The following is a 13,653-nucleotide window of genomic DNA, read 5'->3' on the forward strand; positions in this document are numbered from 1 at the left end:
CCCGGCCGGTGCGGGGAGGCTCAGGTCCACAGGTCCGTGATCGCGACGTCCAGGCCGGCCAGCAGCCGGCGCAGCAGCGGCAGGGAGAGGCCGATGACATTGCCGGGGTCGCCGTCGATGCCGTCGATGAAGGGGGCGGAGCGGCCGTCGAGAGTGAAGGCGCCCGCGACGAACAGCGGCTCACCGCTTTCGACGTAGGCGGCGATCTCGTCGTCGGTGGGGTCGCCGAAGCGGACCGTGGTCGAGGCGGTGGCGGAGACCTGGCGCCCGCCCGCCGCCGTGTCGATGACGCAGTGGCCGGTCTGGAGGATGCCCGAGCGCCCGCGCATGGACTTCCAGCGGGCGGTGGCGTCCTCGGCGTCCGCGGGCTTGCCGAGCGCCCGCCCGTCCAGCTCCAGGACCGAATCGCAGCCGACCACCAGCGCGCCGGCGGTCTCCGGGCGGGCGGCGACGGCTGCGGCCTTCGCCTCGGCCAGTACGCGGGCCAGTTCGCCGGGCGTGGGGGCGGTGAGCGCATCCTCGTCGACGCCGCTGACGACGACCTCGGGCGCCAGCCCGGCCTGCAGCAGCAGGGCCAGCCGGGCGGGGGACTGGGAGGCGAGGACGAGATGGCGGGGGCGGGGCTCTTCGGTCATGCCCGCCATCGTACGGAGCCCGGGGGGCCACCCGGGCGCCCGGACTACTTGTTGAGCACGGCCTCCATCACGGACTTCGCGATCGGGCCGCCCAGCTTGCCGCCGGCGATCTCCGACCGGGGGATGTCCATGTCCTTGGGGTCGACGAAGACGGCGACCGCGACCGGGGAGCTGCCGTCGCTCTGCTTGGCGTAGGAGACGAACCAGGCGTAGGGGCGCTCGTCGTTGACGTTGGCGCCGTGCTGGGCGGTGCCGGTCTTGCCGCCGACCGTCACACCGTCGATCTTGGCCTTCGAGGCGGTGCCCTCGTCGACCGTGTACTCCATCATCTCCTGCACCTTCTTCGCGGTGTCGGCGGAGACGGCCTGGGACTTCATCTTCGGCTCGATCTTCTCGATCGTCGACAGGTCGGGGCCGCGCAGCTCGTCGACGAGGTGCGGCATCATCACCTTGCCGTCATTGGCGAGGCCGGCGACGACCATCGCCATCTGCATGGGTGTGCTGGTGAGGCTGCCCTGGCCCATACCGGTCAGCGCGGTCTGCGGCTTGTCGAGCTTGTCCGGGTAGAGGCTCTTGCTGGCCAGCAGGTCACCGAGGTCCTCGTCGTAGATGTTCGCGTTGAAGCCGAACTTCTCCGCGGTCTTGCGCATCTTGTCCTTGCCGACCTTCAGCGCGGCGTCGAGGAAGACGTTGTTGCACGACCACTGCATGCCGGTCTTCAGCGAGGCCTTGTCGCACGGTGCGCCCGCGACATCGTTACCGATCTTCGTCGTGCTCTGCGGCAGCTGGTACGGGGCGGGTGCGCCCGACGAGGCGTTGATGTCCGACACCGCGCCGCTCTCCAGGGCCGCCGCCGCGGTGAGGATCTTGAAGGTGGAGCCGGGCGCATAGGTCTCGCGCAGCGCCCGGTTGCTCAGCGGCTTGCTCTTGTCGGCTTCCATCGCCTTGAACTTCCGGCCCTCGGCGGTGGAGATACCGGTGAAGACCGACGGGTCGTAGGAGGGGGTGGAGGCGAGCGCGAGCACCCGGCCGTCGCGCGGGTCGAGGGCGACGACCGCACCCTTGGCGTTGAGGTCGGTCAGCCCCTTGTACGCAGCCTTCTGCGCCTTGGGGTCGATGGTGGTGACGACATCGCCACCGCGCGGCTTCTTGCCGGTCAGGATGTCCTGGGCGCGATTGAAGGCCAGCCGGTCGTCCTTGCCGCTGAGCACCTTGTTGTAGATGCCCTCCAGGAAGGACGTGCCCATGGCCTGCGAGGCGAAGCCGGTGACCGGCGCGTACATCGGGCCGTCCTTGTACGTCCGCTTGTACTTGAAGTCGCCGGAGGTCGCCACCGAGCCGGTGATCGGTTTGCCGCCGACGATGATGTTGCCGCGCGGGTAGGAGAACGCCTCGATCTTGACGCGCCGGTTGTGGGTGTCGTTGGCGAGTTCGTCGGCCTGGACGAACTGGACCCAGGTGGCGCGGGCCAGCAGGGCCAGCACCAGCACCCCGCAGAAGACGGCTATATGTCTCAGCGGCCTGTTCATCGCTCTCCCACTCCCGGTCGGCCGGCGCCCGTGCGGCCGAGCACCCGAATTGCTCTGTCGAGAGGGAAAGAAGCGATTTCAGCGGTGATGGTTGCGAAAGGGGACTGTGAGGGTTACCTCCCCGGGGACGGGAACAGCCACGCCCCCGGGCACGGGAACGGCGACCTCCCCCGGGCACGCGAACGGCTACCTCCCCAGGAGGAGGACCATCATCACCACCGCGACCACGGCCAGCACGATGCCCATCCGGCGGAGCTTGGCCTGCACATCGCGCAGCTCCTCCGGAGGCTCATCGGGCGGATCTGACCACAGCATGTATCGATCCTGTGCCCGATGCGCCCGTGGCGCCTGAGTACGCGTACTCAGGCGCCACAGGCGTTATGGACTAGTCAATGCACTATGCACCGACCTGACGCGGCCGGTCACCGCATGACGTCAGCCGGTCAATGCGGCCAGTAACTCGTCCGCCAGGCCCGCGGGCCCGGGTGCGGCATCCGTGCCCGCGCCGGGACCGTGGCCGCGGGGTCCGACCACTCGGTACCGCGATCGGTGCCCTGGGGCTCGGCGGAAGCGGCGGCCGCCGCGCGGACCTGCACCACCGCCAGGGCGGCGGCCAGCTCCTCGGGTGTGGGATTGCCCCGTACGACCTTGATCATGGAGAACGGCTCCCTTCGCTGGTTCCGCTGGTTCTGCCGGTCAGAGCGGGATGTTGCCGTGCTTCTTCGGCGGCAGCGCCTCGCGCTTGTTGCGCAGCGTGCGCAGCCCGCGGACGATGTGCCGGCGCGTCTCGGACGGCATGATCACCGCGTCGACATAGCCGCGCTCGGCCGCGACGTACGGGTTGAGCAGGGTGTCCTCGTACTCCTGGATGAGCTCCTGGCGCCGCTCGTCCTGCGCGGCCGGGTCCTCGATCGCGGCCAGTGTGCGGCGGTGCAGGATGTTGACCGCGCCCTGTGCGCCCATGACGGCGATCTGCGCGGTCGGCCAGGCCAGGTTGAGGTCCGCGCCCAGGTGCTTGGAGCCCATGACGTCATAGGCGCCACCGAAGGCCTTACGCGTGATGACCGTGATCAGCGGGACCGTTGCCTCGGCGTAGGCGTAGATCAGCTTGGCGCCGCGCCGGATGATCCCGTCGTACTCCTGGTCCGTCCCCGGCAGGAAGCCCGGCACGTCCACGAAGGTGATCACCGGGATGTTGAACGCGTCGCAGGTCCGCACGAAGCGGGCGCCCTTCTCCGACGCGTCGATGTTGAGGCAGCCGGCGAACTGCATCGGCTGGTTGGCGACGATGCCCACCGGATGCCCCTCGACCCGCCCGAAGCCGGTCAGGATGTTCGGCGCGAACAGTGCCTGGGTCTCCAGGAATTCGTGGTCGTCCAGGACGTGCTCGATCGCGACATGCATGTCGTACGGCTGGTTGGCCGAATCCGGGATCAGGACATCCAGCTCGCGGTCGGTGTCCGAGGTCTCCAGGTCCGCCTCCTCCGGGAAGGCCGGCGGCTCGGAGAGGTTGTTGGACGGCAGGTACGACAGCAGTCCCTTGACGTACTCGATGGCGTCCTTCTCGTCGCCCGCCATGTGGTGCGCCACACCCGAGGTGGTGTTGTGCGTCCGCGCGCCGCCCAGCTCCTCGAAGCCGACGTCCTCACCCGTGACCGTCTTGATGACGTCAGGACCGGTGATGAACATGTGCGAGGTCTGGTCGACCATGACCGTGAAGTCGGTGATGGCGGGTGAATACACCGCGCCACCCGCACAGGGCCCGACGATCAGCGAAATCTGCGGCACGACACCCGACGCATGCACATTGCGCCGGAAGATCTCCGCGAACAGGCCGAGCGCGGCCACGCCCTCCTGGATCCGGGCCCCGCCGCCGTCGTTGATCCCGACGACCGGGCACCCGTTCTTCAGCGCGAAGTCCATCACCTTGACGATCTTCTCGCCGTAGACCTCGCCCAGCGACCCGCCGAAGATCGTGAAGTCCTGCGAGTAGACACAGACCGGCCGCCCGTCGACGGTGCCGTAGCCCGTGACGACACCATCGCCGTAGGGGCGGTTCTTCTCGATTCCGAAGTTGGTCGACCGGTGCCGCGCGAACTCGTCCAGCTCTACGAACGAGCCCTCGTCCAGCAGCAGATCGATGCGCTCACGCGCCGTCAACTTCCCCTTCGCATGCTGCTTTTCCACTGCACGGGCGGAACCGGCATGCGTGGCTTCTTCGACCCGCCGTTGCAGATCCGCCAATTTGCCCGCGGTGGTGTGGATGTTTGCTTCCGGCTCGGACATCGGGATGCGGCTCCTGCTCGTCCTGGACTGGTGCTCGTACTGAGGGTGGTACGGGTTTGGCTACCGATTCGTAGCGTATCCGCGGGACTGCTCACCGGCACTGCGTCGTTGACCACACCTAGGCTGGTCCCATGACGCCTCAACCACCGGAAAACCGGGACAAAGATGCCGGTCGCTGGAGCGATCTGGGCCGCCCTCCGCTGAACGCCACGGCACTGCGCCGCGCCTTGTTGCGCCCCGGTTCGCTCTGGACCGCCCTGGACGTCGTCTCCGCCACCGGCTCCACCAACTCCGACCTGGCGGCCCGTGCGGCCGAGGGGGAGACCGAGGGCGCCATCCTGGTGGCCGAGCAACAGTCCGCCGGCCGCGGCCGCCTCGACCGCACCTGGTCGGCGCCCCCGCGCTCCGGCCTCTTCTTCTCCGTTTACCTCACCCCCCGCGTCCCCGTGGAGCACTGGGGCTGGCTCCCGCTGCTCACGGGAGTCGCCGCGGCAAGCGCCCTGACCCAGGCCGCCGGCGTCGACACGGCCCTCAAGTGGCCCAACGACCTGCTGGTAACTTCCCCGGACGCCGACGCGCTCCGTCCAGGGGGGACCCTCACGGAACGCAAGGTGGGCGGCATCCTCGCCGAACGCGCCGGTCCGGGCGTCGTCGTCGGCATCGGCCTCAACGTCTCCCTCACCGCCGACGAACTCCCCGTTCCCACCGCGGGATCCCTGGCCATGGCAGGCGCCCGCACCACCGACCGCGACCCGCTGCTGCGCGCCGTACTCCGCTCGCTGGAGCACTGGTACGGCGCGTGGCAGTCCGCCGGCGGCGACCCCGTCACCAGCCGCCTCCAGGAGGCCTACGCCACCGGCTGCGCCACCCTGGGCCGCTCCGTGCGCGCCGAACTCCCCGGCGACACCGAAATCACCGGTGAGGCGGTGGCCATCGACAGCGACGGCCGCCTGGTCCTGGCCACCGCGGACGGCGTACAGCGGCCCGTGGGCGCGGGAGACATCGTCCACTTGCGCCCGGCGGCGGAGGCCTGAGGGGAGACGCCCCCGGTCCCGAGCGGTGGCGCCGGGGCCCGTCGGCACCGGTCACGGCAGCCGGGCACGACGGGGCGGGGGCAACCCGCCCCGCCACCGTCCCGCCGCCCACCCGCCGCGCCGATGCACCCCCACCACTTCCGTGGTCAGGGCCGACATGTGAGAGTGAGCCAGAGCACACCTGCCGTATCGTTAAGGCGGTCCGCCAGGGAGCGGACCACCGGCGAGCAGTGATCGGAAGGGCAGTGCGCAGGGATCGGACAGGGAGCGGCCGGTGACCGCCGACGACTCGGGCGCCGCCCCGCGCGACATGGACACCGAGGACGACGCCGTGCGCGACGTCCCCGTCGACGACCCCTCCGGGGCCGAGAACGGGAGCGCCACCCACAACGCCGGCGTGAACAGCAGCGCCACCACCCACGGCGGTGGCAATCCTGGAGCCGACAACGGCGCCGGCGACCCCGGAGCCGACAACGGCGACGAGAACAACATCGCCGTCCGCCTCGAACAGCTCATCCTCGGTGCCGACCGCCGCTACACACCGTTCCAGGCGGCCCGCGGCGCCGGTGTCTCCATGGATCTCGCGGCCCGCTTCTGGCGGGCCATGGGCTTCGCCGACATCGGCCAGGTCAAGGCCCTCACCGAAGCCGATGTGCTGGCCCTGCGCCGCCTGTCCGGTCTCGTCGAGGCCGGACTGCTGAGCGAGGCCATGGCCATCCAGGTCGCCCGTTCCACGGGCCAGACCACCGCCCGCCTCGCCGACTGGCAGATCGACTCCTTCCTGGAGGGCCTGACCGAGCCCCAGGACTCCGGGCTGACCCGTACGGAGATCACCTACCCGCTGGTCGAGCTGCTGCTCCCCGAGCTGGAGGAGTTCCTGGTCTACGTCTGGCGGCGGCAGCTCGCCGCCGCCACCGGCCGCGTCGTCCGGGCCCAGGACGACGCCGAGATGGTCGACCGCCGGCTCGCCGTCGGCTTCGCCGACCTGGTCGGGTTCACCCGTCTGACCCGCCGCCTGGAGGAGGAGGAACTGGGCGAGCTGGTGGAGGCCTTCGAGACCACCTGCTCCGACCTGGTGGCCGCGCACGGCGGCCGGCTCATCAAGACCCTCGGCGACGAGGTCCTCTTCTCCGCCGACGACGCCGGTATCGCCGCCGAGATCGGGCTGCGGCTGATCGAGACGATGACCAACGACGAGACGATGCCCGAGCTGCGGGTCGGCATCGCCTTCGGCACGGTCACGACCCGGATGGGCGATGTCTTCGGCACGACCGTCAATCTCGCCAGCCGCCTCACCTCGATAGCGCCGAAGGACACCGTGCTGGTGGACGAGGCGTTCGCCGAGGAGCTGGGCCGGATCGGGGACGCGCCGGTCTCCGAGGCCGACGCCGCGGCCGCGGAAAAGGCGGCCGCGGAGGGCACCGGCGCCCCGCCGCCGTCGTACCGCTTCGCGCTCCAGCCGATGTGGCAGCGGCCGGTGCGAGGCCTGGGCGTGGTCGAGCCATGGATGCTGAGCCGCCGTAACGGACAGGGCGCGAACGACTGAGGCCCGCGCGCGGACCGGGCCGCCCTGAAACGAAGCCCGTACCGCACCCCCCCGGCCTCATCCGGCCCCCGTCCCCGTCATCCCTGTTCCCCGGGCCCGCCCACCTGGCATGATCCCCCCGTCAGGTCAACGCCCGTTAACTGGGAGGGTTGCATGGAACGGCAGGGGCAACGGCAACAATTCGGCGCGGACGGCTGGATCGCCGTCGAGCGGCACGGCTTCGTGGCGGAGCTGGTCATGGACCGTCCGAAGGCCATGAACGCCGTCTCGACGGCCATGGCCGACAGCCTGGCGCAGGCCTGCGCCGAGCTGGCCGCGGACCGCTCCGTAAGGGCGGTGGTCCTCAGCTCCACCCATGAGCGGGCGTTCTGCGTGGGCGCCGACCTCAAGGAGCGCAACTCCTTCACGGACGCGGACCTGATGCGCCAGCGCCCGCACACCCGCGCCGCGTACACCGGCGTACTGGACCTCCCGGTGCCCACCATCGCCGCGGTGCACGGCTTTGCGCTCGGCGGCGGCTTCGAACTGGCGCTGGCCTGCGATCTGATCGTCGCCGACGGTACGGCGGAGGTCGGCCTGCCGGAGGTGTCGGTGGGCGTCATCCCCGGCGGCGGGGGGACCCAGCTGCTGCCGCGCCGGGTGGGCGCGGCGCGGGCGGCCGAGCTGGTCTTCACCGCGCGGCGGGTGCGGGCGGCCGAGGCCGCGGAGCTGGGGCTGGTCGACCGGCTGGTGGCGAACGGGCAGGACCGGGCCGAGGCGCTGGAACTGGCGGCCGGCATCGCTCGTAACTCGCCGGTCGGACTGCGTGCCGCCAAGCGCGCGATGCGGCTCGGGCACGGGCTGGACCTGCGGGCCGGGCTGGAGCTGGAGGACGGCGCCTGGCGCAGTGTGGCCTTCTCCGGGGACCGGGCGGAGGGCGTGGCGGCCTTCAACGAGAAGCGGGATCCGGAGTGGCCCGGGGAGTGATCCGGGGGCGGGGACGGCCGGCGCCGGACGGTGTCTCCCGCGGCGCCGGGCGGGCCGCCCATGGTGACGCACCGTAAGGACTCGCCGCCGCCGCCCCGTGCCCGCCCGGCCTCCGCCCCGCTTCGGTCCGCCCCGGCTGCCTCACCAGGAACGACGCGAGGAACGACGCGAATAACGCCTGGGTGTCAATCTCGCACGGAAAGGGGCGAAAGGGGTTAAACATTCCTACGCTGTAATACAGAGCGTGCTCACGGTGACGGAATGCGAGGGTCCGGTGACGGGCGAGGGCGATGCGAGGCTGCGGGCCGTGGTGGAGCTGGCGCAGGCGATGGCGGCCGCGCACACTCCGCGCGAATCGGCGCATGCCGCGGCGCTGGGCGTGCGCCAGGCCCTGGGCGGCTCCTTCGCGGCGATCTCGAAGTGGGAGCGCGAGCTGGGCAAGCTGCGGGTGCTGGTCAATGTCGGCGAACTCGCCGACGGCGAGGAGGAGTTCCCGGACGACGAGAGCTACCCCGTCCACGAATTCCCGGAGATCGTCGGCTTTCTGCACGAGCAGTGGGCGGGCGGCGGAGAGCCCAGTGCCTGGGTGGAGACGGCCGAGGAGCCGCCCGGCGGCCCGGCGCTCACCGGGAGGGAAGCGGGCGGCTGCGTCAACCCGCAGCGGGTGGCCGCGCTGCGCCGCCGCGGCCGGGGCTGCTGTGTGGTCGCGCCGATCGTGCTGCACGGCCGTGCGTGGGGCGAGCTGTATGTCGCGCGGCGTACGGGGGAGCAGGTCTTCGGCCGGGCGGACGCGGACTTCGCGAGCGTGCTCGCCGCCGTGACGGCCGCCGGGATCGCCCAGACCGAGCGGCTGGCGGAGGCCCGCCGGCTTGCCTTCACGGACTCCCTGACGGGCCTCGCCAACCGGCGGGCCGTGGATATGCGGCTGGACGAGGCGCTGGAGCTGCACCGCGGTGACGAGACGGTGGTCAGCCTGGTGGTGTGCGACCTCAACGGGCTGAAGCGGGTGAACGACTCGCGCGGCCATGCCGTCGGGGACCGTCTCCTGGAGCGCTTCGGCTCGGTGCTGTCCCTGTGCGGGGCGATGCTGCCGGGCATGCTGGCCGCCCGGCTCGGCGGCGATGAGTTCTGTCTGCTCGCGGTGGGCCCGCCGGCCGACGAGGTGGTCAAGGTGGCCGGTGAGCTGTGTGACCGGGCGGGGGAGCTGGACCTCGGTGAGGGGGTCGCGGTCGGGGTCGCCTCGACCGGTGATCCGATCGGCCCGGTGCGCAGTGCCCGCCGGCTGTTCCGGCTCGCGGACGCCGCGCAGTACAAGGCCAAGGCGGCGCGGTCCGGCGAGCCGGTGGTCGCCGGGCGGCACGGCGGCAAGGACGACCCGGTCGTCCGGCTCGCGGACGCCCCGGACCGGCGGACGGGGCCGGAACGCCGCCGCTTCCGGAGGTGAGGCGCCGCGACCTGACACAGCCCGGCCCCCGGTCCCTTGCGTACGCCCCGGTAAGGGGTGATCGCGAAATCCGGTGGTGACATCCGGCGATTCAGTCTCTAGGGTGCCTGAATATGGATATGCACACTGTGGTGCTGGGGACGTCCGGCACGACCGCACAGGACGTCATCGCGGTGGCCCGCGGCGCGGCCCGGATCGAGCTGTCCGAGGAGGCCCTCGCGGCCGTCGCCACCTCCCGCGCCTTCATCGACGAACTCGCCGCCAAGCCCGACCCCGTATACGGCGTCTCCACCGGCTTCGGGGCCCTCGCCGTACGGCACATCAGCCCCGAGCTGCGCGTGCAGCTCCAGCGCAACATCGTGCGCTCGCACGCGGCCGGTATGGGCCCGCGGGTCGAGCGCGAGGTCGTGCGCGCGCTGATGTTCCTGCGGCTGAAGACGCTCGCCTCCGGGCACACCGGCGTCCGCCCGCTCGTCGTCGAGACGATGGCCGCCATACTCAACGCCGGCATCACGCCCGTCGTGCACGAATACGGGTCGCTCGGCTGCTCGGGTGACCTGGCGCCGCTCTCGCACTGTGCGCTGACGCTGATGGGCGAGGGCGACGCGGAAGGCCCCGACGGCGTCGTACGGCCGGCCGGCGAGCTGCTGGCCGCACACGGCATCGAGCCCGTCGAACTGCGCGAGAAGGAGGGCCTGGCGCTCCTCAACGGCACCGACGGCATGCTCGGCATGCTCGTGATGGCCTGCGCGGACCTCGCCCGGCTGTTCACCTCGGCGGACATCACCGCGGCCCTCTCCCTGGAGGCGCTGCTCGGCACGGACAAGGTCCTCGCGCCCGAGCTGCACGCCATCCGCCCGCACCCCGGGCAGGCCGCCTCCGCGGGCAACATGTCCAAGGTGCTGGCGGGTTCGGAATTCACCGGGCACCACCAGGACGACGCCCCGCGCGTCCAGGACGCCTACTCGATCCGCTGTGCCCCGCAGGTCGCCGGCGCAGGCCGGGACACCCTCGCCCACGCCCGCCTGGTCGCCGACCGCGAGCTCGCCGCGGCCGTCGACAACCCGGTGGTCCTCCCGGACGGCCGGGTGGAGTCCAACGGCAACTTCCACGGCGCGCCGGTCGCCTACGTCCTGGACTTCCTGGCCATCGCCGCGGCCGACCTCGGCTCGATCGCCGAGCGCCGTACGGACCGGCTGCTGGACAAGAACCGTTCGCACGGGCTGCCCGCCTTCCTGGCCGGCGACCCGGGCGTCGACTCCGGCCTGATGATCGCCCAGTACACCCAGGCCGCGCTGGTCAGCGAGCTGAAGCGGCTGGCCGCGCCTGCCTCGGTGGACTCCATCCCGTCCTCCGCGATGCAGGAGGACCATGTCTCGATGGGCTGGTCGGCGGCGCGCAAGCTGCGCACCGCGGTCGACAACCTGGCCCGGATCATCGCCGTCGAGCTCTATGCGGCGACCCGTGCCATCGAGATGCGCGAGGGGCTGACGCCCGCCCCCGCCACCCGCGCCGTACTGGACGCGGTGCGCGGTGCGGGCATCCAGGGACCGGGCGAGGACCGTTTCCTGGCGCCGGACCTGGCGGACGCGTATGCGTTCGTGCGGGGCGGGAAGCTGGTGGCGGCCGTGGAGTCGGTTACCGGCGAGCTGGCGTAACCGCGGCGGGCGGGGCGCCCGTCGTCCCGTCCCGCCTCAGGCGGTCTCGTCGCGGGTGCAGCGGACGGAGTAGCCGACCAGGCCGGCGCCGAGCGCGAGACGGGCGGCGCCGCCGATCACGTACGGCGTGGTGTCCGGGCTGCCGGTGTCGGCGAGGAAGTGCGCAGGGGTGCCGGCGGAGGCGCCGTCGGCACCGGAGGCTGAGCCCGTGCCGCTGTGCTGCGGGGTGGTCGTCGTGGAACCGCCGACGGCGTCCTGGGCCCCGCTGCCCGCCCGGTGGGTCAGGCCGCTCCCGGCCGTCGCGGAGGCCGTCCGCAGGCCGGAATCTGTCGCTCCGTCAACCCCCGCGCTCGCAGTGGCGGACGGTACGAACCACAGGGCGAACAGTACCGATCCCGCGGCTGCGGCGGTCAGCAGTGGTCGTCGAGCGGTCACGGAGCGATCCCCCTTGTGGGTTCGGCGAATTGGCCGTTGACCTCAGATGTTAGTGACCGCCGCGGGTCGCGGGGAAGTCAGGACCCGTCCATGCCTAACCTCCGTGCTATGAGCAATGGTGAGACATCACGTTTTGTGCGCCTTCATGTCGAACTGATCATGGAGGTCACCGACGGCGGTCAGCTGACCGGTGCGGCCCTCGACCACATCGAGGGTGACCCGTCGCTGCCCGACGAGGAGCGCAGACAGTCCCTGGAGACCGTCAAGGGGGACCCGGCGGAGGCGCTGGCCCACCTGATCGACCCCTTCGACCTCGTCACCGCGGTGCCGGGTACCGAACTCGCCCAGGCCTCCTGGAGCAGCGAGGAGCTGACCGACTACGACCCGGACGCCGAGTGGGACGCGGCGGAGTGGGATCTGGCGGACGACGCGGACGGGGAGGGCTGAGCGGAAAATTCTCCCCCCGATGGCACGGCCCCCGTACGGCTACCCGCCGTGCGGGGGCCCTTCTCGTGGCCGCCGCGACTTCGGTCCGTGAGCGCTCGTGACCGGTATGGGGGGCATTAGTGGCCTTCCCCACACTTTGTGGATGCATGGAACGGGCGAAAAGGAAAAGGCGTTTATATGGCGTCGGCAGGAATGCCTGCGTCCACATATGCCTGCGTTCAGTTGGCAGCTCGCTCGGGGAACTATGCGAAATCGGTAGCAATGGAGATGCGTGTGATGACGGACAGCCAGCGCCGGAAGGGGCTCATAGCCAGCGCCACGCTGCTCGGGGGCGTACTCACGCTTGCGGCGTGTGGCGGCAGCACGGCGGCCGACCAGGGCGACGGCGGTACGGACGGCACCCGGCACGAGAACACCAAACAGGTGGACGAGGCGGCCGCGAAGGACGCCTCCCAGGCCAAGATCAAGATTCTGCCGGAGGACGGTGCGACCGGCGCGGGCGTCAACCGTGACGCCGGGGTCACGGTCAGTGCCGGAAAGCTCACCGACGTCACCATGACCTCGGCCGAGTCCAAGCAGACGGTCGACGGAACCCTCTCTGCCGACGGCCACTCCTGGAAGCCGGACAAGCCGCTGGAGCGCTCGACGAAGTACAAGGTCACCGCGCACGCGAAGGACTCCAAGGGACGCACGGCGGTGGAGAACTCCAGCTTCACCACCGTCGCCCCGGAGAACAGCTTCGTCGGGAACTTCACCCCGGAGGACGGCTCGACCGTCGGCGTCGGCATGCCGGTGTCGATCAACTTCGACAAGCCGGTCAAGAACAAGCAGGCCGTCGAGTCCGCGATCAAGGTCGCTTCGAGCAGCAACCAGAAGGTCGTCGGCCACTGGTTCAACGACAAGCGGCTGGACTTCCGCCCTTCCGAGCACTGGAAGGCGCACTCCAAGGTCACCATGAAGCTCGGCCTCGACGGCGTCGAGGCGTCACCGGGCGTCAAGGGCATCCAGAACAAGACCATCAGCTTCAACGTCGGCCACTCGCAGGTCAGCACCGTCGACACCCAGGCACACGAGATGTACGTGGTGCGGGACGGCAACCTGATCAAGACCATTCCGATCTCGGCCGGCAGCGACGACCACGCGACCTACAACGGCCAGATGGTCATCTCCGAGCGCTTCAAGCAGACCCGGATGGACGGCTCGACCGTCGGCTTCAAGAAGAAGGACGGCAAGGGCGAGTACGACATCCCCGATGTGCCGCACGCCCAGCGCCTGTCGGACACCGGCACCTTCATCCACGGCAACTACTGGGGGAAGGGCGTCTTCGGCAAGGCCAACACCAGCCACGGCTGCATCGGCCTGGAGGACGTCAAGGGCGCCAAGGATCCGAAGTCGGACGGCGCCTGGTTCTTCGACCACTCGCAGCTCGGCGATGTGGTGGAGGTCGCCAACTCCCCTGACCAGAGCGTCAAGCCGGACAACGGCCTGAACGGCTGGAACATGGACTGGTCGCAGTGGGTGGCCGGCAGCGCGGTGCAGATGCAGTGACGCCGCGAGTCGCGGCAGTACACCGCACGCGTGACTTCGTCGCGCGACTGCCTGTGACTCCTGGTGACTGCGTGGGGATGATCCCGGGCAAGGGGGCGTGGCAGGCCGTGTCATGACGTGATCGC

At 70.7% G+C, this 13,653-nt stretch carries 13 protein-coding genes; 7 read left to right on the forward strand and 6 right to left on the reverse strand.

Annotated elements, in window-relative coordinates:
- Positions 1-20: 20 nt before the first annotated feature.
- From IF67_RS0101440 to IF67_RS0101460, 5 genes are all read right to left on the reverse strand, one after another.
- Positions 21-635 (reverse strand): nucleoside triphosphate pyrophosphatase, encoded by a 615-nt coding sequence (locus IF67_RS0101440; RefSeq protein ID WP_030981343.1) that lies wholly within the window; start codon positions 633-635, stop codon positions 21-23.
- A 44-nt stretch (positions 636-679) separates the two neighbouring features.
- Positions 680-2,164, reverse strand: a complete 1,485-nt coding sequence (locus IF67_RS0101445) for a peptidoglycan D,D-transpeptidase FtsI family protein (RefSeq protein WP_030981344.1) — start codon at positions 2,162-2,164, stop codon at positions 680-682.
- 186 nt (positions 2,165-2,350) lie between these two features.
- Complete coding sequence (mmpB, locus tag IF67_RS45660; protein WP_267959173.1) at positions 2,351-2,479, reverse strand: morphogenic membrane protein MmpB; 129 nt, start codon at positions 2,477-2,479, stop codon at positions 2,351-2,353.
- A 128-nt stretch (positions 2,480-2,607) separates the two neighbouring features.
- A complete protein-coding gene (locus IF67_RS0101455; protein WP_030981345.1) occupies positions 2,608-2,820 on the reverse strand; it encodes an acyl-CoA carboxylase epsilon subunit in 213 nt (70 codons plus the stop codon).
- Positions 2,821-2,860: 40 nt separating this feature from the next.
- Complete coding sequence (locus IF67_RS0101460) at positions 2,861-4,450, reverse strand: acyl-CoA carboxylase subunit beta (RefSeq protein WP_030981346.1); 1,590 nt, start codon at positions 4,448-4,450, stop codon at positions 2,861-2,863.
- Positions 4,451-4,581: 131 nt separating this feature from the next.
- Here IF67_RS0101460 and IF67_RS0101465 point away from each other — a divergent pair, with 131 nt between their 5' ends.
- The 5 genes from IF67_RS0101465 to hutH all read left to right on the forward strand — a co-directional run bounded on the left by IF67_RS0101465 (position 4,582) and on the right by hutH (position 11,098).
- Positions 4,582-5,484, forward strand: coding sequence for a biotin--[acetyl-CoA-carboxylase] ligase (locus tag IF67_RS0101465; RefSeq protein WP_030981347.1), 903 nt, complete (start codon positions 4,582-4,584; stop codon positions 5,482-5,484).
- A gap of 274 nt (positions 5,485-5,758) precedes the next feature.
- Complete coding sequence (locus IF67_RS0101470; RefSeq protein WP_030981348.1) at positions 5,759-7,030, forward strand: adenylate/guanylate cyclase domain-containing protein; 1,272 nt, start codon at positions 5,759-5,761, stop codon at positions 7,028-7,030.
- Between the two features lie 153 nt (positions 7,031-7,183).
- Positions 7,184-7,996 (forward strand): enoyl-CoA hydratase/isomerase family protein, encoded by an 813-nt coding sequence (locus IF67_RS0101475; RefSeq protein ID WP_030981349.1) that lies wholly within the window; start codon positions 7,184-7,186, stop codon positions 7,994-7,996.
- A gap of 328 nt (positions 7,997-8,324) precedes the next feature.
- The gene (locus tag IF67_RS0101480) at positions 8,325-9,440 is read left to right on the forward strand and encodes a sensor domain-containing diguanylate cyclase (protein WP_051817560.1); all 1,116 of its coding nucleotides are present in this window, start codon (positions 8,325-8,327) and stop codon (positions 9,438-9,440) included.
- 113 nt (positions 9,441-9,553) lie between these two features.
- Complete coding sequence (hutH, locus tag IF67_RS0101485; RefSeq protein WP_030981351.1) at positions 9,554-11,098, forward strand: histidine ammonia-lyase; 1,545 nt, start codon at positions 9,554-9,556, stop codon at positions 11,096-11,098.
- Positions 11,099-11,134: 36 nt separating this feature from the next.
- Here hutH and IF67_RS0101490 read toward each other — a convergent pair whose 3' ends face one another.
- Positions 11,135-11,533, reverse strand: a complete 399-nt coding sequence (locus IF67_RS0101490) for a hypothetical protein (protein ID WP_030981352.1) — start codon at positions 11,531-11,533, stop codon at positions 11,135-11,137.
- 108 nt (positions 11,534-11,641) lie between these two features.
- Here IF67_RS0101490 and IF67_RS0101495 point away from each other — a divergent pair, with 108 nt between their 5' ends.
- Both IF67_RS0101495 and IF67_RS0101500 read left to right on the forward strand, forming a co-directional pair.
- On the forward strand, positions 11,642-11,980 hold the full coding sequence (locus tag IF67_RS0101495; RefSeq protein ID WP_030981353.1) for a hypothetical protein: 339 nt from the start codon (positions 11,642-11,644) through the stop codon (positions 11,978-11,980).
- Between the two features lie 276 nt (positions 11,981-12,256).
- Positions 12,257-13,528, forward strand: a complete 1,272-nt coding sequence (locus IF67_RS0101500) for a L,D-transpeptidase (protein WP_078889262.1) — start codon at positions 12,257-12,259, stop codon at positions 13,526-13,528.
- Positions 13,529-13,653: the final 125 nt, after the last annotated feature.

This window comes from Streptomyces sp. NRRL S-1813 (assembly GCF_000719605.1).
In the GTDB taxonomy this organism is placed as follows: Bacteria; Actinomycetota; Actinomycetes; order Streptomycetales; family Streptomycetaceae; genus Streptomyces; species Streptomyces decoyicus.

Bases quoted from the DNA above. Each gene is read 5' to 3' on its own strand.
- IF67_RS0101455 (WP_030981345.1), bottom strand. From the start codon at position 2,820: ATGATCAAGGTCGTACGGGGCAATCCCACACCCGAGGAGCTGGCCGCC.
- hutH (WP_030981351.1), top strand. From the start codon at position 9,554: ATGGATATGCACACTGTGGTGCTGGGGACGTCCGGCACGACCGCACAG.
- IF67_RS0101495 (WP_030981353.1), top strand. From the start codon at position 11,642: ATGAGCAATGGTGAGACATCACGTTTTGTGCGCCTTCATGTCGAACTG.
- IF67_RS0101440 (WP_030981343.1), bottom strand. From the start codon at position 635: ATGACCGAAGAGCCCCGCCCCCGCCATCTCGTCCTCGCCTCCCAGTCC.
- IF67_RS0101445 (WP_030981344.1), bottom strand. From the start codon at position 2,164: ATGAACAGGCCGCTGAGACATATAGCCGTCTTCTGCGGGGTGCTGGTG.
- IF67_RS0101475 (WP_030981349.1), top strand. From the start codon at position 7,184: ATGGAACGGCAGGGGCAACGGCAACAATTCGGCGCGGACGGCTGGATC.
- mmpB (WP_267959173.1), bottom strand. From the start codon at position 2,479: ATGCTGTGGTCAGATCCGCCCGATGAGCCTCCGGAGGAGCTGCGCGAT.
- IF67_RS0101500 (WP_078889262.1), top strand. From the start codon at position 12,257: ATGACGGACAGCCAGCGCCGGAAGGGGCTCATAGCCAGCGCCACGCTG.
- IF67_RS0101465 (WP_030981347.1), top strand. From the start codon at position 4,582: ATGACGCCTCAACCACCGGAAAACCGGGACAAAGATGCCGGTCGCTGG.
- IF67_RS0101480 (WP_051817560.1), top strand. From the start codon at position 8,325: ATGGCGGCCGCGCACACTCCGCGCGAATCGGCGCATGCCGCGGCGCTG.
- IF67_RS0101460 (WP_030981346.1), bottom strand. From the start codon at position 4,450: ATGTCCGAGCCGGAAGCAAACATCCACACCACCGCGGGCAAATTGGCG.